A 19,959-nucleotide genomic window follows, 5' to 3' on the forward strand; every position below is an offset into this window, starting at 1 on the left:
TGGCGCCCACGTGGTCGGCGGTGGCCGCGATGGAGCGGATCATGTGCTCCATGTCGGCGCCGCTGGCCAGGAAGGAGTCGACGTCGCCGTCGGAGGGGTCGTAGTAGGCGTGCAGCGAGATGTAGTCGACCATCTCGTACGTCGCCTCCAACACCTCCGCCTCCCAGGCGCCGAACGTCGGCATGGTGCTGTTGGAGCTGCCGCAGGCCACCAGCGACAGGTCCTCGTCGAAGCGCTTGAGGGCCCGCGCGGTCTCGGCGGCGAGCCGCCCGTACTCGGCGGCGGTCTTGTGGCCCATCTGCCACGGGCCGTCCAGCTCGTTGCCCAGGCACCACAGCCGCACGTCGTGCGGCTTGTCCACGCCGTGCGCGCGGCGCAGGTCCGACAGGCGCGTGCCACCGGGGTAGTTGCTGTACTCGACGAGCTCCAGCGCCTCGGCGACGCCCCTGGTGCCGAGGTTGAGCGCCATCATCGGCTCGACCCCGGCCCTGGCGGCCCACGTCATGAACTCGTTGAGCCCGAAGGCGTTGCCCTCCAGGCTGCGCCAGGCCATGTCCAGCCGCGCCGGACGCTCCTCGACCGGGCCGACGCCGTCCTCCCAGCGGTAGTTGGAGACGAAGTTACCCCCGGGGTAGCGCACCACCGTGACACCGAGCTCGCGGGTCAGTTCCAGCACGTCGGTGCGGAAGCCGTCGGCGTCGGCCAGGGGATGTCCGGGCTCGAAGACGCCGGTGTAGACGCAGCGTCCCATGTGCTCCACGAAGGAGCCGAAGAGCCGGGGTTCGACCGGGGCGATCCGGAAGGAGGGGTCCAGGGGGAGGCGGGCGGTAGACGCCACGGCACGACCTCTCTGTTAACGCGATATTTCGTAGTAGGAGGTTTCTACAACGTTGTTTCAACGTTGTACACGGGCATTTCGAAAGTCGATACCGGGGCGTTACGATCGTCGGGACCGGATCCCGTACGGCCCAAGAGCGCCGGGCCGGGCGGTGGCGACCGCGGCGGGAATGGGGGAGCGGGTGGGAGGGAGCCTGCGCGACATCGCGCGTCTGGCAGGGGTGTCGGTGAAGACCGTCTCCAACGTCGTCAACGGGTACGCCCACGTCTCGCCCGCGACCCGGGCCAAGGTGGAGGAGGCGCTCTCCCGGCTGGACTACCGGCCCAACCTGTCGGCGAGGAACCTGCGCCAGGGACGCACCGGCGTGGTCGCCCTGGCGCTGCCCGAGCTCGACGCCCCCTACTTCGCGGAGCTGTCCAGGTTCGTCATCGACGCCGCGGCCGAGCTGAGGTGGCTGGTGGTCATCGAGCAGACCGACGGCATCCTGGAGCGGGAACGGCGCATCCTCGACGGCGTCCGCGACCACCGGGTGGACGGGGTGATCCTCAGCCCGATCGCGATCGGCGCCGACGAGCTGGCCGCGCGCACCGACGCCACCGCGCTCGTGCTGCTGGGCGAGCGGATCCACGACGGCCCGGCCGACCACGTGGCCATCGACAACGTACGGGCGGCGCGCGACGTCACCGAGCACCTGATCGGGCTCGGCCGCACCCGCATCGCCGCGCTGGGCGCCGAGGACAACGCCGCCAGCGGCACCGCCCCGCTCCGCCTGGCCGGGTACCGCGAGGCCATGGCCGCCCGCGGGCTGCCCGAGACGGTCGCCACGGTCGAGCGCTACCGCAGGGACCAGGGGGCGGCGGCGATGGCCGGGCTGCTGGAGCGCGCCGAACCGCCCGACGCGGTGTTCTGCTTCAACGACCTGCTGGCGCTGGGCGCCCTGCGCACCCTGCTGTCGTACGGGCTGCGGGTGCCCGAGGAGGTCGCGCTGGCCGGCTTCGACGACATCGAGGACGGCCGGTTCAGCACCCCGACCCTGACCACGGTCGCCCCCGACAAGGCCGAGCTGGCCCGGATCGCGGTCGACCTGCTCAAGCAGCGGATCGAGGGCCCGGCCGACCACCCCCCGAAGGAGGTCGGCGCGGGCTACCGGCTGGTGGCCAGGGAGAGCACCCTCGGCCGGTCACCCGCGCGACCGCGTCCGGCGGGTCCCGGCCGGTGACCGGCGCCCCGATGACCTGTGACCTGTGACCTGTGACCGGTGCCCCGGCGCTCCGGTGACCGGTGCGCCGGGGGCGGGGTCAGACGTCGCGGGCCTTGAGGCCCTCCTGGGCCGGGTCGACGCCCCAGGAGATGATCCTGCGCGGGTGGATGCGGATGACCTCGCGGCTGAGGTAGGGGAAGGGGGGCTCGTGGTCCTCGATGGCCTCGGCCTCGCCGCGGATCTCCACGCCCCGCACCCGCCAGGGGTCGGTGGAGGCCAGGTCGTCCACCACGAAGGCCACCCGCGGGTTCGTCCGGACGTTGCGGAACTTCCTGGTGGTCCCCATCGCGCGGCCGTAGATGTCGACGGTGCCGGTCTCGGGGTCGATGTGGAAGCCGGTCGGGCTGTTCTGCAGCCCCCCGGCGGAGTCGGTCGTGGCCAGCCGGCCCAGGTGCCGGTCCTTGAGATAGGCGAGCTCCGCCTCCGTGAATATCATGTCCCCACTCTGTAACCTCAATTTATGTTGAGGTCAAGTTAGACTGGCGCATGCCCAACACTCCGGAGATGACCGTCGGCCAGCTCTCCGCCCGCAGCGGGGTGGCCGTCTCGGCCCTGCACTTCTACGAGGCCAAGGGGCTCATCCGCAGCCGCCGCACCGCCGGCAACCAGCGCCGGTTCCCGCGCGACACCCTGCGCAGGATCGCCTTCATCCGCGTCTCCCAGCGCGTCGGCATCCCGCTCAGGACGATCCAGGAGGCGCTCGCCGCCCTTCCCGACGGCCGCACCCCCACCAGGGAGGACTGGGAGCGGCTCTCCGCCGTCTGGCAGGACGAGCTGGACGGGCGCATCAGGCAGCTCGAACGGCTCCGGCACGGGCTGACCGACTGCATCGCCTGTGGCTGCCTGTCGCTGGACCGCTGCGCGCTGGCCAACCCCGACGACGTGGCCGCCGCGCGGGGTCCCGGCTCGCGCCTGATGGTCGCCCCGCGCCGGGAATGCGCTCCCACCTGCGCGGTGGACTGACGCCCGAGGCCGTCCCGGAGCCCGTCCCCGACGCCCCGGAACGGCGGCACGGGGGCGGGTTTTTTAGTTGTCCATCCAAACTATTGACGCCCCGGGGTCCCGCGTGTGAACCTCTGGGCGTTCATGCACGCGCATCATGGGCGGTCGACGGTCAGGGTCCCGTCACCTGATCGTGCATGGCGGTTTGTCCGTTGCATTGCGAAGGGAAGCCGTACATGCGAAGAAGGCTGTTCAGCGCGCTCGCCGCCGTGGCGATGGCGTGTGCCACGGTGGGCGCGGCCGGCGCGGGGGCGGGTGCCTCGGCGTCCGCGGCCGGGGCCGGAACCGTGTCCGGCCCCGCGGCCCGCTCCGTGGCCGCCGCCGAGCCGTACGAGTGGAAGAACGTGAGGATCGACGGCGGCGGGTTCGTGCCGGGGATCGTGTTCAACCAGAAGGAGAAGAACCTCGTCTACGCCCGCACCGACATCGGCGGCGCGTACCGCTGGGAGCAGGCGAGCAAGAGCTGGACCCCGCTGCTCGACTGGGTGGGCTGGGACAGGTGGGGCTACAACGGGGTGGTCAGCCTGGCCACCGACCCGGTGGAGACGAACCGCGTCTACGTCGCCGCCGGCATGTACACCAACAGCTGGGACCCCAACAACGGGGCCATCCTGCGCTCCGCCGACAAGGGCGCCACCTGGCAGGTCACGACGCTGCCGTTCAAGCTCGGCGGCAACATGCCCGGCCGCGGGATGGGCGAGCGGCTGGCCGTCGACCCCAACAGGAACAGCGTCGTCTACTTCGGCGCGCCCGAGGGCAACGGCCTGTGGCGCAGCACCGACAAGGGCGTGACCTGGGCCAAGGTGGCGAGCTTCCCCAACGCGGGCAACCACGCCGACAACCCCTCCGACCCCAACGGCTACACCAGCCACCGTCCGGGCGTGGTCTGGGTGACGTTCGACCCGAGCTCGGCGACCGCGGGCAACACCACGCAGCGGATCTACGTCGGCGTCGCCGACAAGGAGAACACCGTCTACACCTCCGCCGACGGCGGGACCACCTGGAGCCGGGTGGCCGGGCAGCCCACCGGCTACATCGCGCACAAGGGCGTGCTCGACCACGTCAACCACACGCTCTACATCGCGACCAGTGACACCTCCGGCCCCTACGACGGCGCCAAGGGCGACGTGTGGAAGCTGAACACGACCACCGGCGCGTGGACCCAGATCAGCCCGGTCCCCTCCAGCTCGTCCGAGGCGTACTACGGCTACAGCGGCCTCACGATCGACCGGCAGAACCCCGGCACGATCATGGTCGCCACCCAGATCTCCTGGTGGCCGGACGTGATCTTCTTCAGGTCCACCGACTCCGGTGCGACCTGGACCCGCGTCTGGGACTTCACCTCCTACCCCAACCGCAGCTTCCGCTACACCATGGACGTCTCCTCCTCGCCGTGGCTGACCTTCGGGACCAACCCGCAGCTGCCCGAGACGACGCCCAAGCTCGGCTGGATGACCGAGTCGCTGGAGATCGACCCGTTCGACGGCAACCGGATGATGTACGGCACCGGCGCCACGCTGTACGGCACCGAGGACCTCAAGAAGTGGGACACCGGCGGCCAGTTCACCATCAAGCCCATGGTCAAGGGGCTGGAGGAGACCGCCGTCCTCGACCTGATCAGCCCGCCGTCCGGGCCCCCGCTGGTCAGCGCCCTGGGTGACATCGGCGGCTTCCGGCACACGAACCTCGACGCCGTGCCCCCGATGATGTTCACCTCCCCGATCTTCACCTCCACCACCAGCCTCGACTACGCCGAGACCAACCCGGCCGTCATGGTCCGCGCGGGCAACTTCACCGACGCCGACCGGCCGAACGACAGCCACGCCGCGTTCTCCACCGACGGCGGCGCCAACTGGTTCCAGGGGAGCGAGCCGGCCGGGATCAACGAGGGCGGCACGATCGCCGCCGCGGCCGACGGCTCCCGGTTCGTCTGGGCGCCCAAGGGTGTGGGCGTGCATTACTCGGTCGGCTACGGAAACTCCTGGACCGCCTCCACCGGGCTGCCGACCGGCGCCGTGGTCGAGTCCGACCGGGTGAACCCGAGCACGTTCTACGGCTTCAGCGCCGGGAAGTTCTACGTCAGCGTCAACGGCGGCGCCTCGTTCACGGCCACCGCCGCGACCGGGCTGCCCGCCGAGGGCAACGTCAAGTTCAAGGCCGTACCCGGCCGCGAGGGCGACATCTGGCTGACCGGGCCCGCCAACGACACCGGCGCCGCCGCGGGCATCTGGCACTCCACCGACGGCGGCGCGTCGTTCACCAAGCTGCCCGGCGTCACGAGCGCGGTCAACATCGGCTTCGGCAAGGCCGCGCCCGGCAAGAGCTACCAGGCGCTGTACACGCTCGCCACCGTCGGCGGCGTCACCGGCGTGTTCCGCTCCGACGACACCGGCGCGAGCTGGGTCAGGATCAACGACGACAAGCACCAGTACGGCAACGCGGGCGAGGCCCTCACCGGCGACCCGCGCGTCTACGGCCGCGTCTACCTCGGCACCAACGGCCGCGGCATCCTGTACGCCGACAACGACGGGACCGTCCCTCCCGACGACACCGTGCCGCCGACCCGGCCGGGTACGCCGGTGGCGTCGGCGGTCACCTCCTCGGGGGCGACGCTGACGTGGGCGGCCTCGACGGACGCGGGCGGGGTGAGCGGGTACGACGTCTACCGTGAGGCGGGTGCGACGGACGTGAAGGTGGCCACGGCCTCCTCGGCGTCGCACGTGCTGACCGGGTTGAGCGCGGACACCTCGTACACGTTCTACGTGATCGCCCGTGACGCCGCGGGCAACGGCTCCACCGCCTCGGCGCCGGTCACCTTCAAGACCGCGGCCGGACAGGGCGGGGGCGGCTGCACCGCGACCTACAAGGTCGCGAACTCCTGGCCGGGCGGGTTCCAGGGCGAGGTGACGGTGAAGAACACCGGAACCTCGGCGACCACCGGCTGGACCGTCACCTGGTCGTTCCCGAACGGCCAGACGATCAGCCAGCTCTGGAGCGGCGTCCACACCCAGACCGGTGCCGCCGTCACGGTGAGGAACACGAACTGGAACGGCGCCCTGGGCGCCGGGGCGTCCACCGTGTTCGGCTTCGGCGCGAGCTGGACCGGCACCAACGGCGTCCCGTCCACCGTCACCTGCACCGTCTCCTGACGACCACTTCCTGGCCGTCCCCGCGGGGACGGCCAGGAGGAAGACCCGCCGGTGTGACCGGCCGCCGAGGCCGGGGGGTCCCGGCGGCCCGTCATCGGCCTCCCGGCCCGGAGTGAGAACCACGACGGGCCGGGAGCGCGCACGGCCCCGGCCGAGCCCTGAACGGGCCCGGCCGGGGCCGTCCTGGTCGCGGCACTCCCTCGCGCGGGTGACACGGGACGGACCGGCGGGACGGCCGTCGCGGCCCCATTGCGGGTCCGGGCTCGGTCTTATGGCCGGTACGGGTCCGTCTTCAGGATGAGATCCGCCCTCCGCGGAGGCCCGGCCGCCCGGCAGACCCTATTGTGGAAGAAACCGACAGTCCGGGGGAGAGCATGGCGATCTCAGATGGGGTGCGCGGACCTCGGGACGCGGCAGAGGGCTCGCCGAACCCGCCGGGCCCGCCGCGGCCCGGCGACGTCAACGGCACCGGCGCCACCGGTGACCCTGGTGCCCCCGGTGAGACCGGTGCCCCCAGGGCCCGGCGATCCGGCCTGCACGGCAGGCTCGACGACATCAGGTCCACCCGCACCGGCCGTCTCACCCTGAAGATCGTCGTCGGTGTGGTCGGCGCGGTGCTGGTCATCGGCGGCCTCATCATGGTGCCCTTCCCCGGCCCCGGCTGGCTGGTCGTCTTCGCGGGGCTGGCCGTGCTGGCCACCGAGTTCCACTGGGCCCACCGGCTGCTGGAGTTCGGCAAGCGGACCCTGTCGGCCTGGACGGCCTGGCTCGGCCGCCGGGGCTGGACCGTCAAGATCCTGGTCGTCCTGGCCGCCGCGGTCACCGCCGGAGCCATCGTCTACTTCGGCCTCAAGCTCAGCTTCGGCCTCGACCTGGTCGTCGAGGCGCAGAAGCTCCTCCTCCGCTAGACCGGCCCGCGCGCCTCACCGGGACCCGGCCCCCACGAGTTTTACCCGGTGGAGTACGGCTCGTTATCTTTCCCGGATGTGACTCTCCGTAGTGTCTCCACGTCCGATCCGCAGGGACGGATCGGCAGAGACGATTAAGGAGAGTGACGTTCTATGCGCGCCCTGTCCTCGATGCTGGTCCTCGCGGCCGCCGGAGCCGCCATCCTGACCGGCACCCCCGCCCACGCCGACGACGTCAACCTGGCCGCGAGGGTGCAGCCGGGCGAGGAGGTCTTCCTCACGCCCGAGCTCGTCCCCGCGGCCCAGTACAACGGGAACGTCCTGATCAAGCTCGACAACAACAGCGTCCCCGTCAAGATCAAGATCGGTAACTGCCGTGGCCGGTACATCGGCACGCTGCCGATCGCCGCCAACGACCACGCCGCGTACGTGGCCGCCAGCACCACCCCGCCCGCGCAGTGCATCCGCTACCGCGTGAAGAACATGGGCAACACCCCGGCCGCCATCACGGGCACCGGTTACTTCTAGACACCGGTGACGTCGAGGGGGGTCGCGAGGCACGCGGCCCCCCTTCCGGCGTTCACGCGACGCCCCGGCCGCACCCGCACCCGGGGCGTCCCGGATGCGGCCCGGGGTCAGGGGCGCCCGCGGCCCTCGATCAGCACGGCCACCCCGTCCAGGATGCGCTCCAGGCCGAAGGAGAGGGCGTGGGCGGGGTCGGTGATCGCCTGGTGGGCCTCGCCGGCCGCCTGCCCGACGCGGGAGGCGACCGGGAAGCGGCCGGCGTCCACGAGCCGTTCGAGCAGCGGGGCGTTGGACAGCCACCACTCGGCGTCGTCCATCCCGCTCTCCTGCTGGACGCGCAGCTGGTCGGCCCTGGACCTGGCGGTGCTCTCGACGTGGGAGAGGACCAGGCTGAGGACCGAGTCCATCTCGACGTCCGACAGTCCCCAGCCCTCCAGGGGACGCAGCTCGGCCTCGTACTTGAGCGTGGCGTTCGGCCCGAGCGTGGAGCGCGGGTCGCGGGCCTGGAGCATCCACGGGTTGCGCCGGTAGAGGTCCCAGTTGCGGGCGGCGATGAACTCCAGCGCGCCGCGCCACCCGCCGGGCTGCCGCGACGGCGCGTCCACGTCGGCGTACAGCTCCCCGTACGTGGCGTCGATCATCAGGTCGACCAGCTCGCCCTTGCCCGGCACGTGGGTGTAGAGGGACATGGTCCCCACCTCCAGCCGTTCGGCGACGTGGCGCATGGAGACCGCGTCGAGCCCCTCGGCGTTGGCCAGCTCGACGGCCGCCAGGACGATCGAGCGCACCGTCAGCCCGGAACGCCCCGGTTTGCTGTGCGAGCCCCACAGGAGGGCAAGGCTGCGGGCCGGGTCGGCGTCGGAAGCTTTCTTCGCACTCACGGGATCGGTCTCCAGATTCTCGGCGTCAGGACCACCGTAACGGAGCCGTACGCTGTACCGTACTCAATACGGCAAAGGTGTGCGGGCCGGCGGGTCCTCCTGCCGGGCCGGCACGAAAGGACGGGTGAGAACGGGTGAGACGACAGGACGCCAGGGCCGGGTCCGCGATCGTCGCGGACGGCCTGCGCAAGGGGTACGCGGGCGCCCCGCCGGGCACGGGGCTCAACGGCTTCGACCTGGAGGTCGCGGCCGGGACGGTCTGCGGGCTGCTCGGCCCCAACGGGGCGGGCAAGACGACCGCCGTCAGGATCCTGGCCACGCTGCTGCGACCCGACGGGGGCCGGGCGAGCGTGGCCGGGTTCGACGTCCGGACCGACGCCCGGCGGGTCCGCGAGCGGATCGGGCTGGTCGGCCAGTACGCCGCGGTCGACGAGATCCTCAGCGGGCGGCAGAACCTGGAGATGTTCGGCAGGCTGAACCACCTCTCCGCCGCGCAGGCGCGCAGACGGGCCGGTGAGCTGCTGGAACGCTTCTCGCTGGCCGACGCGGGCCCCCGGTCGGTCGGCGGCTACTCCGGCGGCATGCGCAGGAGGCTCGACCTGGCGGTGAGCCTCATCGTGGCGCCGCCGGTGCTGTTCGTGGACGAGCCCACCACCGGCCTCGACCCGGCCGCGCGCAGGCAGGTGTGGGCGGCCGTGCGCGACCTGGTCGACGCGGGCACGACCGTGCTGCTCACCACCCAGTACCTGGAGGAGGCGGACCGGCTGGCCGACCGGATCGTGATGCTCGGGGCCGGCAGGGTCGTCGCCGAGGGCACCCCCGAGGAGCTGAAGTCCGCCCTCGGCGGCGACTGGCTGGACGTCGTCCTGGCCGACGCCGGGGACGCGGAGACCACCCGGGCCCTCGCGGCGCGGGTCGCGTCCGGCGAGGTCCTGGTGGACGCCGGCGCCTGCCGGGTCAGCGTCCCGGTCTCCGAGCGCACCCGGGCGCTCGTCACGCTGGTCACCGCGCTCGGCGACGCCGGGGTCGAGCCCGTGGACGTCACGCTGCGCCGCCCCACCCTGGACGAGGTGTTCCTGCACCTGACGGGCGACGACCCCCGGCCGGTGGCCGCGGGCGTCCCGGCCCCCGGTACGGAGGTGCCCGCATGAGCGTCACGACCCCCGCCCCCTCCGCCGTCTCCGCCGTGTCCCCGGCGACCCGTGCGGCCCGGGTGTTCACCGACTCCTGGACGATCGCCCTGCGCGACCTGAGGCACTGGGTCCGCAGACCGGGCCCGGTCGTGCTGGGCTGGTTCTTCCCGGTGCTGATGGTGCTGATGTTCGGCGGCCTGTTCGGCGGCGCCATCGGCGCTCCCTCCGGCGGCCCCGGCGGCTCAGGCGCGGGTGACTACATCGACTTCCTCGTCCCCGGCATGTTCGCGATGACGATGCTGTTCGGCCTGGAGACCACGATGACGGCGGTCACCACCGACGCGGCCAGGGGGGTGACCGACCGGTTCCGTTCCATGCCGATGAACTCCTCCGTGGTCGTCATGGGCCGCGGGATCGCCGACATGCTCGACTCGGCCGTCGGGCTGGCCGTCATGTTCGCCACCGGGCTGCTGCTCGGCTGGCGCGGCGACGGCGGCCCGGCCGCCGCGCTGGCCGCGGTGGGCCTGCTCCTGCTGCTGCGTTTCGCCGTGCTCTGGGTGGGGATCTTCATCGGCCTCGTCGCGGGCGGGCCGGAGGCGGTGGCGTCCGTGCAGATCCTCATCTGGCCGGTCGGCTTCCTGTCCAGCGTGTTCGTCGATCCGGCGACCATGCCCTCCTGGCTCGGCGCGGTCGCCGAGTGGAACCCGCTCTCGGCGACCGCGACCGCCGTCAGGCGGCTCTTCGGCGACCCCGGCTGGGCCGGGGAGTCCTGGGTGGCGCAGCACGCGACGCTGATGGCGGTGCTCTGGCCGCTGCTGCTGATCGCCGTGTTCCTGCCGCTCTCGGCCCGTACGTTCCGCAGGCTCGGCGACTGAGGCGACGTCCCGCCCGGGTTCTCCGGTGTCCCGTCCGGCCGGGACGGGCCGGGTGGGGTGTCGCGGTGACCGATCACACCGGCCGCCGCCGGAGGGACGCCCGGTGTTTTACATCGTGGTGACGGGATCCGTCGCGCCCTGTAACCGAGGGTAGTGAGCCTGGGAGGCATGAGTGAGACGGAACGGGAACGATCCGCCTCGGGGTGGACGCTCAACAGGGAACTGCTCAACGTCGGCGCGATCATCGTCGCCGCCGGTATCGCCCATCTGGCGATGGGCCTGATAGGACACGAGAAGTACGGGCCGTTCATGCTCCTGCTGCTCGGCGGGGTGCTCGTCACGACGGCTCTCGGTCACCGCTTCTACGAACATCGGCGCCACCGCGTCCCCGCGGGCGTGGAGTGCCTCAGGTGCGGCACGCCGGTCGGGGACCCCTGACCGGCGGAACGCGGACCCTGCGGCCTTCCGGTATTCCTCGCCCCGGAAGGCCGCTTCCACACCTCTTCTAACCCTTTCGTTCTAGATCGCGATCATGAGCGGTTTCCGACTTAGGATGCCGCCGTGTCCGTGACTCCTGGTATCCGCCGCCTGCTCGGTCCTCTCGTCGTCCTGGCCCTGCCGGTCGTGCCGCTCCCGGCGGCCGCGCACGCCGCCGGGCCCGTCACCGGACCCGCCGCCGGGATCTCCACGGCGGCCTCCCCGGTGTCCTCCGTGGCGTCCCCGAGGGTGTCCCCGGCGGCGTCCTGGCGGGCCGCCGACATCGTGCTGCCCGGCACCCGGGTCACCCTGCGGGAGCAGGCCACCGACCCGCTCAGGGTGACCTCCTACTCCTCGGGCACGAAGACCTACCTGCGCCGGGGGGACGGGTTCACCCGGCAGGGCGCCTACCAGGAGGTCACGGTCGCGCCCAAGGGCGGCAAGGCCATCGCGGTGCCCACCTCCTACCGGAACGGCCACGACTCGGTCGTCCTGCTCGACCTGGCGACCTCCAAGGCCACCACGATCCGTACGGTCAGGAAGCCGCTCGTCGCGCACTACGCGCACTGGAGCCGCGACGGCCGCAAGGCGGTGCTGACCGTCCAGCGCAAGAGCGGCTCGGCATGGGTGACCTCGGGCTTCGTGATCGTCGACGCCTCCGCGAGGACCGCGAAACCGGCGATCGTGGCCCAGGTCGACGGGTCGGCGCGGTTCCGCTGGAGCTCCGACGGCTCCGACGTGATGGCCGAGTACCGGGGCGGCACCCGCTTCTACGGCCAGGACGGAGCGGTCCGCCGCACCCTGGTCAAGACCGGCAGGCCCGCGGGAGGGGAGGACGCCTTCACCCCCTCCGGCCGGGGCCTGATGACCTGGTGCCCGTCCACCTACACCGAGCACGTCTGCGTCTGGGACCGCGCCTCGGGCAGGCTCGCCGCCAAGGTGCCCGGCATCCGGCCCAAGGCCCTGTGGGGGTGGTGGGACGAGAAGCACTTCATCGCCGTCATCCCCTCCGGGGGGCACTACCAGGTGGTGCTGTCCACGCTCAAGGGCAGGACCACGCGGGTGCTGGCCGCGTTCGCCGCCGGCGACTGGGACGCCAGGATCTACCTCGGCTACACCCGCCGCTGACCCCGCCTCCCTGCCCTGCCTCGGCCGGGACCGGGAACCGGACGCGCGGCCCGGACCGGACGCGTGACCCGGACCGGTAGCCGGACGCGCGGGAGGGAGCGGGACAGGCGACGACGGGCCCGGCCGGGCGGCGCGGGTCTCAGGGCGCGGTGGCCCTCACAGGTACAGGCCGGTTCCGTTGTCGGTCTGGGGGGTGGCGATGGCGTGCAGGTCACGCTCGCGCATGACCAGGTAGACCTGGCCGTGCACCTCGACCTCGTACTGGTCCTCGGGGTTGAACAGGACCTTGTCGCCGACCTTGACCGCGCGGACGTTCTGGCCCGCACCGCAGACCTCTCCCCAGACCAGGCGGTTGGCCATCTTCACCGTCGCCGGGATGACGATGCCCGCCGTGCTGCGCCGTTCCTCGGACTCCTGCTCGACCTTGACCATCACGCGGTCGTGGAGCATCTGGATCTCGAACTTGGGGTCACCCACGGAATGCAGTTTATGGGAACACCGGAGTCGTACCGGCTCGTCCGCGTGACAGTGGTGTGAAAACGGTGGAAGGGGAACGGCGCCTCCCGCCGGGCCGCGACGGCGATCCTCCCGGCGTTACCGCTTGAGCGGCGCCGTGGCGGCCATGCCGGACGCCGTGGCCGTGACCGGCGTGGCGGACGCGGTGGCCCGGCGGCGGGTCTCGGGGACGATCAGCGGGGTCCCGCTCTGCGGGTCGTCGATGATCTCGCAGCGCAGGTCGAAGACCTCCCGTACCAGGTCGGCCGTGACGATGGAGGAGGGGTCGCCCTCCGCGACGATCCGGCCGTCGCGCATCACGATCAGGTGGGTGGCGTAGCGGCAGGCCTGGTTCAGGTCGTGCAGGACGGCCACCAGGGTCCTGCCCTGCTCGTGCAGGTCGGCGCAGAGGTCGAGCACCTCGATCTGGTGGGCGATGTCCAGGAACGTGGTCGGCTCGTCCAGCAGCAGGATCGGGGTCTCCTGGGCCAGCGCCATGGCCAGCCAGACGCGCTGGCGCTGGCCGCCGGACAACTCGTCCACGCAGCGGTCGGCCAGCTCGGTCACGTCGGTCGACCTCATGGCCGAGGCCACCGCGACCTCGTCCTCGCGTGACCACTGGCGCATCATCCGCTGGTGCGGGTAGCGTCCCCGGCCCACCAGGTCGGCGACCGTGATGCCGTCGGGCACGATCGAGCTCTGCGGCAGCAGGCCCAGCCGGCGCGCCACCTCCTTGGAGGGCAGCGAGGTGATCACGTTCCCGTCCAGGTGGACCGCGCCCGCACGCGGCTTGAGCATGCGGGCCAGGGCGCGCAGCATCGTGGACTTGCCGCACGCGTTGGGGCCGATGATCACCGTGAACGACCCGTCGGGGATGGTGACGTCCAGATCGGTCGCGACCACGCGCTTGTCGTAGGAGAGCGTCAGCCCGGTGCCGTACAGTCTCAACGTCGTTCCCTCCTGAGCAGAAACACCAGGTACACACCGCCGATGGCGGCGGTCATGATTCCCACCGGCAACTGGACCGGTGCGAAGAGGCGCTGGGCGGCCAGGTCCGCGCCGACCAGCAGCGTGGCGCCGGCCAGCGCCGACAGCGGCAGGGTGATGCCGGGGGAGCGGGAGATCCGGTGGGCGAGCTGCGGCGCGGCCAGCGCCACGAAGGCCACCGGCCCGGCGGCGGCGGTGGCGAGCCCGCAGAGCAGCACCCCGGTGCCGATGGCCACCGCGCGGACCGGCTCCACCCGGATGCCCACGGCCCTGGCCGCGTCGTCGCCCATCTCCATCATCCGCAGCGGGCGCGACAGCCAGGCGCAGACGGGCAGCAGCACGGCCAGCGCGCACGCGACCGGGATCGCGTGCTCCCATCCGCGCCCGCTCAGGCTGCCGGTGATCCAGGCCCCGGCGGTGGCGGCGTCGTTGATGTCGGCACGGGTGAGCATGTACCAGTCGGCCGAGAGCAGCAGCGCGCCGATCCCGATGCCGACCAGGATCAGCCGGTGGCCCTGCACCCCGCGCCGGAAGGCCAGGCCGTAGACCACGATCGCGCAGATGACGCATCCGGCCAGCGAAGCCCCGGCGATCTGCCAGGCGCTGCCGCCGAGGATGACGGCGGTGATGCCCCCGGTGGCGGCGCCGGCGGTGAAGCCGATGAAGTCGGGGCTGCCGAGCGGGTTGCGGGTGAGGCTCTGGAAGATCGCCCCGCTCAGCCCGAACGCGGCGCCGACCAGCAGCCCGGTCACGACCCTCGGCGCCCGCAGCCGGTTCACGATGAGCTCGGCGACCGGCGGCCCGTCGCCGAACAGCGCGGCCAGGATGTCGGGGATCGGGACCGTGAACTCGCCGGTGGACAGGGCGACCAGGCCGACGGCCAGGCCCACGGCGATGATCGCGAACCCCGCGCCGAGGCCGCGCGGGGAGAGCCGCAGGGACCAGGAGCGCAGCCGCAGGACCGGCGGTCGCGGCCCGCCGGACCGGAGCGCGCGGGACGTCCCGGGGGACCCCTCGGTGGACGTCGTGGAGGGCGTCGTGGAGGGCAGGGTCGGGGGAGAGGCGGTCATAGGGCGGCGAGCCTCCGGCGGCGGGCGAGCAGGATGAACACCGGGGCGCCGACGACCGCGCACATGATGCCCACCTGCACCTCGCCCGGGGCGGCGATCACCCGGCCGAGGACGTCGGAGCCGAGCAGCACCAGGGGCGCGAGCACGACGGTGTAGGGCAGCACCCAGCGCTGGTCGGGGCCGGTGAAGGCGCGTACCGCGTGCGGCACGGCGAGCCCGATGAACCACATCGGACCGGCCGCGGCGGTGGCGGCCCCGCAGAGCAGGGTGATGGCGACCGCGGTCAGCCCGCGGGTGCGGCCCACCCGCACGCCGAGCGCGCGCCCGGCCTCGTCGCCGAGCGCCAGGGCGTTGAGCGGCTTGGCCAGCAGCAGCCCGAGCACCAGCCCGGCCGCGAGGAACGGGGCGAACCGGACCGCCGCGCCGCCGTCGACCCCGGCCAGCGAGCCGGTGAGCCAGAACCGCATCCGGTCGAACGTGGCGTTGTCCATCCGCAGCACGGCCGAGGCCGCCGCGTTGAACACCATGCCCAGGGCGACGCCGGCCAGGGTGAGCCGTACCGGCCCGCCCCCGGTACGCCCGCCGGACCCCAGCGCGTAGACCAGCGTCGCGGCGGCGGCCGCCCCGGCGAACGCGAACCAGACGTAGACGGCCGGGTCGCCCAGGCCGAGCAGCCCGATGGCGATCGTCACGCCCAACATCGCGCCCTGGCTGATGCCGAGCAGGCCGGGGTCGGCGAGCGGGTTGCGGGTGAGGCTCTGCATCAGCGCGCCGGCCAGGCCCAGGGCCGCGCCCACGCCCAGGCCGATCAGCGTCCGCGGCACCCGCAGGCTCCGGACGACCGTGTGGTCGGTGGAGCCGTCGGGCGCGAGCAGCGCGTCCAGCACCGTGGAGAGCGGAACCGAGCGCGACCCCACCGCGATGCTGACCATGGCCATGAGCACCAGCGCCGCCAGGCCGGCCAGCAGCCCGGCGAACAGCACCGGCGAGCGGCGGCCGGGCCGCGAAAGCGGTGCCCCGCCGTCGTGCCCGCCGTCGCGCCCACCGGATCCGGCCGGCTCCCGGGACCCCTCCGTTCCCGGGCCGCCGGGCCCGTCACCCGATCCCCCCGAGCCCCCCGAGCCTCCCGCTCCTGCGGATCCCTCGGCTCCCGAGGATCCCCCGGCTTCCGGGGACCCGCCGTGACCGGGGGATCGTCCGAGGTCACGGGCCGGTGCGACGGTGGACGGGGACGCGGACGAGGTCGCGGACGGGGTCGCGGACGTGGCCGTGTCGGCCGAGCTCATCGGGCCACCCCTCTCGCTCCGTATCGGTAAGGCAAGGCTAATCTAATGAAAAAGTCATTTAGGCAAGCCTATCCTTTGGAGTCACGAATGTCGCTATCTGTCATCCGGCGGCGGGGATTCATGGCCGCCGGGCTCGGCCTGGTGTTCGCCCTGGCAGCGTGCGGAAGCGGAGCCGACACCGCCTCCCCCGCGGCGAGCGGCTCGCCCGCCGCCTCCGGTTCCGCGGCCGCGTCCGGTGCCCGGACGGGTCCGTGGACCTTCACCGACGACCGGGGCAAGAAGCTCGAGGCGCCCGCGCGCCCGTCCCGGGTCGTGGCGCAGGTCGGCGCGGCCGCGGCGCTGTGGGACTTCGGCGTCCGCCCGGTCGCGGTCTTCGGCCCGCACCGGCTGACCGACGGCTCCAAGGACCCCCAGGTCGGCGACGTCGACATCACCAAGGTCGAGTCCATCGGCAACGTGTGGGACGAGTTCAACGTCGAGAAGTACATCTCGCTCCAGCCCGACCTGCTGGTCAGCGGCATGTACGACAAGGCCCTGTGGTACGTGCCCGAGAAGTCCGCCGCCACCATCGAGCAGGTCGCCCCCACCCTCGGCGTCCGGCTGAACGGCAGGTCGGCCCCGGAGATCATCGAGAAGTACGGCGAGGTCGCCGCGTCCCTGGGCGCCGACCTCGGCGCCCCGGCGGTGACCGAGGCCAAGGCCGCCTTCGACGCCGCCGCCACGGCGCTGGCCAGCCCCGCGACCAAGAAGCTGAAGATCATGGCCATCGCCGGAGGCCCGGAGACCATGTGGGTGGTCAACCCCGACGACCACGCGGGCGTGCGCTACCTGCGGGAGCTCGGCCTGGACGTCGTGGTGCCGGACAAGGTGGACGAGGGAGGCTTCTGGGAATCCCTGAGCTGGGAGAACGCCGACAAGTACGAGGCGGACGTGATCCTGGTGGACAACCGCACCCAGTCCATGAAGATCGACGAGATGAAGAGGAAGCCGACCTTCGCCAAGCTGCCCGCGGTCACGGCGAACCAGGTCTACGGCTGGAACTCCGAGGAGCGCTTCAGCTACAAGGGCTTCGCCGACCTGCTGCAGAAGCTCGGCGCCGACCTGTCCAAGGCCAAGGAACTCTGAGGGGAACACCGAAGGAACGCGGGACCGGAATCGCGGGGCATGCCGCGCTGACGCGTACGGGACCGGACGGGCGCGCCGTGTCCGGCCGGGTGCGCGGGGCGGGTCGGAGGAGGTGCCGCCGCGAGGCGGGTCGGACGTAGGTGCCGCGGCGAGGCGGGTCAGACGTAGGTGCCGCGCACCTCGACGATGTCGGCCAGCGGGAACTCCAGGTAGTCGCCCGCCTCCTCGCACCACGCGTCGAGCACGCCGCTGCGCAGCTCGCCGTGGCTGATGGTGGCGGTCAGGCCGTCGGCCAGGGTGATCGCCGCCCGTACCCCGCGGTCGACGACGAACCCGAGCAGGGACTGCTGGGCGGTCGGCAGCCGGGAGGCCATGCGGCCGATGACCGCCCACGTCCTGCCTCCGGGCTGGGCGGCCTCCCCTTCTGCGCCCAGCAGGCGCTGGGCGTGCTCGCGCGGGTCCGGCGGCGGCTCGACCAGCGGGTACGCGGGCTGCTCGAACTCGGCCACCCGCCCCCCGGGCAGCAGGATCAGCCGGCCGTTCTGCGGCTCCTCCACCCGGGCCCGGCGGATGGTGATCTCCCCGGTGTCGGAGATGGGCACCGGCGCGTAACCGTTCTCCCGCAGCGCGGTCAGGGTCTTGTCGGCGGGCACCGAGCTGGCCAGCACGGTCGGGGCCAGCAGCCTCAGGCCCAGCCTGCCCAGCCGCCGGTGCCCGGCGATCTCGGCCAGCAGCGCCGGGTCGGACGCCTGCACGATGCAGGCGACCGAGGTCACCGTCACCTCCCCGTGCCGCCTGGCCACGTCGTGCACCAGGTACTCCAGGGGCTGCGGCACCGTGCCGACCTCGGCGAGGTCGCCCAGCAGGCCCTCGGCGGTGTAGCCGGCGTCCATGGCCCGGCGCACGCTGGCCGGGGTGAACCGCCACACCGAGGCCGCGCCGCGCGACTCGCGCTCGGCGGCCCGGTCGAGCAGCTCGGCCAGCTCGCCGGCCGGCGGCCCGGTCACCACGGCGGTGAGGTCGGCACCGAAGAGCGCGCTGCGCCGCACGCTGGCCAGCGCCCTGACCGAGCACTCGACCAGCATCGGGTCGTTCTCCACCAGCGGGGTGCAGTCGTCGATCTCGTCCCCGGGGAAGGCGTCCAGCCCGGCCAGGGCGCGGCCGAGGTCGGTGATCGTGTCGAGGGCGACCAGCCCGAGCATCCGGGCCTCCTCCAGCACGGCGGGGACGCACTCGGCCAGCAGCGACCGGTCCAGCAGCGGGGCGTGCCAGTGCGCGGACCTGACCAGCCCGGAGCGGTCGGTGCACGCCGTGCTGGCGGGCAGCCGGGCCAGGACGCCGAGCACCGCGCGGCGGGCGCGGGCGACCATGGCCCCGGCCGGGTCGTCACCGAGCACCGTGCCGTACTTGCCGTCGACTTTCCGCAGCGACGAGCGCTCCATCCGCCACCAGGCCGACAGCAGCACCCGCAGCCTGGCCGCGGCGTCGTCCAGCCGCCAGCGGTCGAACTTCTCGGTGGGCACCAGGCCGCCGGCGGGCTCGTCCCAGGCCAGCAGCCGCGCGACCGCGCAGACCTCCAGCAGCAGCCGGGTCTCGTCCTCGTCGCAGCCGGTGTCCTTGGCCACCCGGCGGACCTCGCGCACGCCGACACCGCCCGCCTTGAGCAGCGGCAGCGGGAACTTCGCGGTGTTCTCCAGCATGGCGGCGCAGCGCTCCACCACGTGGGGGGCGGCCAGCGTCATCAGGTGGTCCACCGCCTCGGGGTCCACCGGCATGGTGGCCAGGTCGGGCGCGGCGGGCGTGAACGGGGGGTGGTAGTCGGGCCCGCGCAGCGCGAGCGCGACCTCGCGGGGCATCTCGGCCACGTTCCAGCTCGGGCGGAAGAGGAGCCCGTGGTCGGCGGCCCACTTCTCGGGGGCGCCGGGCACCACGAACCTGCCGCCGTCCACGTCGCGGACCGGGCCGTCCCAGGCGAACTCGTCCAGCAGCCGCCGGGCGCCCTGCGGCGCGCCCTCCAGCAGCGCGGTCACCCGTGCCGGGTCGGAGAGGATCTCGGTGATCCTGGCGACCGTGCGGCGCTTGGGACCGTTCGGCAGGCCGAGGGCCCTGGCCAGCCCGCGCAGCGCGTCGGCGCTGACCGTCCAGGAGTTCAGGTAGTGGGGGAGCGGCTCGCCGAGCCCGCAGGGCGCCGCCCACCACCGGGCGACCCCCTCGGCCACGCGGATGTGTCCCTCGTCGTCCGGCCACGCCAGCGCGTGGTCGAACAACAGGTCGAGCCAGGGCGTCACCTCCGGCTCCGGCGCGCCCAGGAACCGGGCCACCGCGGCCGGGTCGGCCTGCTCGCCGAGCGCCAGTGACGCCTGCGCGACCTCCAGGGAGGGCAGCGGCAGGCCGCGCATGACCTCCATCACCGCGAAACCGTTGCCCAGCCGCTGCGCCAGGGTGTCCAGGCGGCGCGGCCACGGTGGGGCGATGGCGTCCAGCCGGTTGGCCAGAACTCGTGCGAGCCGTTCTTCGTCGAGGGTTTTCAACCAGCCGAGCAGGTGATCGTCCATCTCGCAGCTCTTTCAGGAATCTCGCGCGGGGACTCTCCGTGAGCCATAAACATCCACGGTAATGCAGAGGGCAATCTCTGACGGTGTCTACCGCGCAGAATGCGCCGCGTCATCGTGGTCTCCGTCCGGTTCTGGCCGGTCCCGGGGGGGGCGGGGGGGGGGGGGGGGGGGGCAGGGGAGGGAGGGGGGGGGGGGGAGGGGAGGGGAGGAGACAGCCAAGGAGGTCCGGTTGGGTCCCCAAGAAAGACTCCCGAGGGGCTTGGG

At 72.7% G+C, this 19,959-nt stretch carries 17 protein-coding genes and 1 pseudogene; 10 read left to right on the forward strand and 8 right to left on the reverse strand.

Annotated features, from left to right (window positions below):
- A pseudogene (locus ACZ6RT_RS21705) lies at positions 1 to 838 on the reverse strand (alpha-L-arabinofuranosidase); the annotation flags it as partial.
- 181 nt (positions 839 to 1,019) lie between these two features.
- On the opposite strand from ACZ6RT_RS21705, the gene ACZ6RT_RS21710 reads away from it, so the two are divergent.
- Complete coding sequence (locus ACZ6RT_RS21710) at positions 1,020 to 2,057, forward strand: LacI family DNA-binding transcriptional regulator (protein ID WP_399193648.1); 1,038 nt, start codon at positions 1,020 to 1,022, stop codon at positions 2,055 to 2,057.
- A gap of 79 nt (positions 2,058 to 2,136) precedes the next feature.
- Here ACZ6RT_RS21710 and ACZ6RT_RS21715 read toward each other — a convergent pair whose 3' ends face one another.
- A complete protein-coding gene (locus tag ACZ6RT_RS21715) occupies positions 2,137 to 2,535 on the reverse strand; it encodes a PPOX class F420-dependent oxidoreductase (protein ID WP_399193634.1) in 399 nt (132 codons plus the stop codon).
- Between the two features lie 50 nt (positions 2,536 to 2,585).
- Between ACZ6RT_RS21715 and soxR the strand changes: the two genes are divergently transcribed.
- The 4 genes from soxR to ACZ6RT_RS21735 all read left to right on the forward strand — a co-directional run bounded on the left by soxR (position 2,586) and on the right by ACZ6RT_RS21735 (position 7,686).
- Complete coding sequence (gene soxR / locus ACZ6RT_RS21720; protein ID WP_344898180.1) at positions 2,586 to 3,062, forward strand: redox-sensitive transcriptional activator SoxR; 477 nt, start codon at positions 2,586 to 2,588, stop codon at positions 3,060 to 3,062.
- Between the two features lie 215 nt (positions 3,063 to 3,277).
- Entirely contained in the window at positions 3,278 to 6,250 is a 2,973-nt protein-coding gene (locus tag ACZ6RT_RS21725) for a cellulose binding domain-containing protein (protein WP_399193632.1), read from the forward strand.
- A gap of 374 nt (positions 6,251 to 6,624) precedes the next feature.
- On the forward strand, positions 6,625 to 7,158 hold the full coding sequence (locus ACZ6RT_RS21730) for a TIGR02611 family protein (RefSeq protein WP_399193630.1): 534 nt from the start codon (positions 6,625 to 6,627) through the stop codon (positions 7,156 to 7,158).
- Between the two features lie 153 nt (positions 7,159 to 7,311).
- Positions 7,312 to 7,686 (forward strand): hypothetical protein, encoded by a 375-nt coding sequence (locus ACZ6RT_RS21735; RefSeq protein ID WP_399193628.1) that lies wholly within the window; start codon positions 7,312 to 7,314, stop codon positions 7,684 to 7,686.
- A gap of 107 nt (positions 7,687 to 7,793) precedes the next feature.
- Here the strand turns inward: ACZ6RT_RS21735 and ACZ6RT_RS21740 are convergent, their stop codons facing one another.
- Positions 7,794 to 8,564 carry a TetR/AcrR family transcriptional regulator gene (locus ACZ6RT_RS21740; RefSeq protein ID WP_399193626.1) on the reverse strand — a complete coding sequence of 257 codons (771 nt, stop codon included), beginning with the start codon at positions 8,562 to 8,564 and terminating at the stop codon, positions 7,794 to 7,796.
- Between the two features lie 134 nt (positions 8,565 to 8,698).
- On the opposite strand from ACZ6RT_RS21740, the gene ACZ6RT_RS21745 reads away from it, so the two are divergent.
- The 4 genes from ACZ6RT_RS21745 to ACZ6RT_RS21760 all read left to right on the forward strand — a co-directional run bounded on the left by ACZ6RT_RS21745 (position 8,699) and on the right by ACZ6RT_RS21760 (position 12,177).
- Positions 8,699 to 9,715, forward strand: a complete 1,017-nt coding sequence (locus ACZ6RT_RS21745) for an ATP-binding cassette domain-containing protein (protein WP_399193624.1) — start codon at positions 8,699 to 8,701, stop codon at positions 9,713 to 9,715.
- Complete coding sequence (locus ACZ6RT_RS21750; RefSeq protein WP_470155655.1) at positions 9,712 to 10,572, forward strand: ABC transporter permease; 861 nt, start codon at positions 9,712 to 9,714, stop codon at positions 10,570 to 10,572. Before ACZ6RT_RS21745 ends, ACZ6RT_RS21750 begins: the two co-directional genes overlap by 4 nt.
- A 168-nt stretch (positions 10,573 to 10,740) precedes the next feature.
- Complete coding sequence (locus ACZ6RT_RS21755; RefSeq protein ID WP_399193621.1) at positions 10,741 to 11,010, forward strand: hypothetical protein; 270 nt, start codon at positions 10,741 to 10,743, stop codon at positions 11,008 to 11,010.
- Positions 11,011 to 11,133: 123 nt separating this feature from the next.
- Positions 11,134 to 12,177 carry a hypothetical protein gene (locus tag ACZ6RT_RS21760; RefSeq protein WP_470155656.1) on the forward strand — a complete coding sequence of 348 codons (1,044 nt, stop codon included), beginning with the start codon at positions 11,134 to 11,136 and terminating at the stop codon, positions 12,175 to 12,177.
- A gap of 156 nt (positions 12,178 to 12,333) precedes the next feature.
- On the opposite strand, the gene ACZ6RT_RS21765 is transcribed toward ACZ6RT_RS21760, so the two are convergent.
- From ACZ6RT_RS21765 to ACZ6RT_RS21780, 4 genes are all read right to left on the reverse strand, one after another.
- Positions 12,334 to 12,654 carry a GroES family chaperonin gene (locus ACZ6RT_RS21765; protein ID WP_344904593.1) on the reverse strand — a complete coding sequence of 107 codons (321 nt, stop codon included), beginning with the start codon at positions 12,652 to 12,654 and terminating at the stop codon, positions 12,334 to 12,336.
- 117 nt (positions 12,655 to 12,771) lie between these two features.
- On the reverse strand, positions 12,772 to 13,620 hold the full coding sequence (locus ACZ6RT_RS21770; protein ID WP_399193616.1) for an ABC transporter ATP-binding protein: 849 nt from the start codon (positions 13,618 to 13,620) through the stop codon (positions 12,772 to 12,774).
- Entirely contained in the window at positions 13,617 to 14,729 is a 1,113-nt protein-coding gene (locus tag ACZ6RT_RS21775; protein ID WP_470155659.1) for a FecCD family ABC transporter permease, read from the reverse strand. Before ACZ6RT_RS21775 ends, ACZ6RT_RS21770 begins: the two co-directional genes overlap by 4 nt.
- Complete coding sequence (locus ACZ6RT_RS21780) at positions 14,726 to 15,712, reverse strand: FecCD family ABC transporter permease (RefSeq protein ID WP_399193612.1); 987 nt, start codon at positions 15,710 to 15,712, stop codon at positions 14,726 to 14,728. The genes ACZ6RT_RS21775 and ACZ6RT_RS21780 overlap by 4 nt, the downstream gene beginning before the upstream one ends.
- A 390-nt stretch (positions 15,713 to 16,102) precedes the next feature.
- Here ACZ6RT_RS21780 and ACZ6RT_RS21785 point away from each other — a divergent pair, with 390 nt between their 5' ends.
- Positions 16,103 to 17,140 carry an ABC transporter substrate-binding protein gene (locus tag ACZ6RT_RS21785; RefSeq protein WP_470155661.1) on the forward strand — a complete coding sequence of 346 codons (1,038 nt, stop codon included), beginning with the start codon at positions 16,103 to 16,105 and terminating at the stop codon, positions 17,138 to 17,140.
- Between the two features lie 158 nt (positions 17,141 to 17,298).
- Here ACZ6RT_RS21785 and ACZ6RT_RS21790 read toward each other — a convergent pair whose 3' ends face one another.
- Positions 17,299 to 19,695 carry a helicase-associated domain-containing protein gene (locus tag ACZ6RT_RS21790; protein WP_399193608.1) on the reverse strand — a complete coding sequence of 799 codons (2,397 nt, stop codon included), beginning with the start codon at positions 19,693 to 19,695 and terminating at the stop codon, positions 17,299 to 17,301.
- Positions 19,696 to 19,959: the final 264 nt, after the last annotated feature.

The sequence above is a fragment of the Streptosporangium sp. NPDC050148 genome (genome assembly GCF_055586505.1).

What these genes read in the sequence shown, in the direction of transcription:
- ACZ6RT_RS21715 (WP_399193634.1), bottom strand. Translation starts at nt 2,535, where the DNA reads ATGATATTCACGGAGGCGGAGCTCGCCTATCTCAAGGACCGGCACCTG.
- soxR (WP_344898180.1), top strand. Translation starts at nt 2,586, where the DNA reads ATGCCCAACACTCCGGAGATGACCGTCGGCCAGCTCTCCGCCCGCAGC.
- ACZ6RT_RS21725 (WP_399193632.1), top strand. Translation starts at nt 3,278, where the DNA reads ATGCGAAGAAGGCTGTTCAGCGCGCTCGCCGCCGTGGCGATGGCGTGT.
- ACZ6RT_RS21730 (WP_399193630.1), top strand. Translation starts at nt 6,625, where the DNA reads ATGGCGATCTCAGATGGGGTGCGCGGACCTCGGGACGCGGCAGAGGGC.
- ACZ6RT_RS21735 (WP_399193628.1), top strand. Translation starts at nt 7,312, where the DNA reads ATGCGCGCCCTGTCCTCGATGCTGGTCCTCGCGGCCGCCGGAGCCGCC.
- ACZ6RT_RS21750 (WP_470155655.1), top strand. Translation starts at nt 9,712, where the DNA reads ATGAGCGTCACGACCCCCGCCCCCTCCGCCGTCTCCGCCGTGTCCCCG.
- ACZ6RT_RS21755 (WP_399193621.1), top strand. Translation starts at nt 10,741, where the DNA reads ATGAGTGAGACGGAACGGGAACGATCCGCCTCGGGGTGGACGCTCAAC.
- ACZ6RT_RS21775 (WP_470155659.1), bottom strand. Translation starts at nt 14,729, where the DNA reads ATGACCGCCTCTCCCCCGACCCTGCCCTCCACGACGCCCTCCACGACG.
- ACZ6RT_RS21785 (WP_470155661.1), top strand. Translation starts at nt 16,103, where the DNA reads ATGTCGCTATCTGTCATCCGGCGGCGGGGATTCATGGCCGCCGGGCTC.
- ACZ6RT_RS21790 (WP_399193608.1), bottom strand. Translation starts at nt 19,695, where the DNA reads ATGGACGATCACCTGCTCGGCTGGTTGAAAACCCTCGACGAAGAACGG.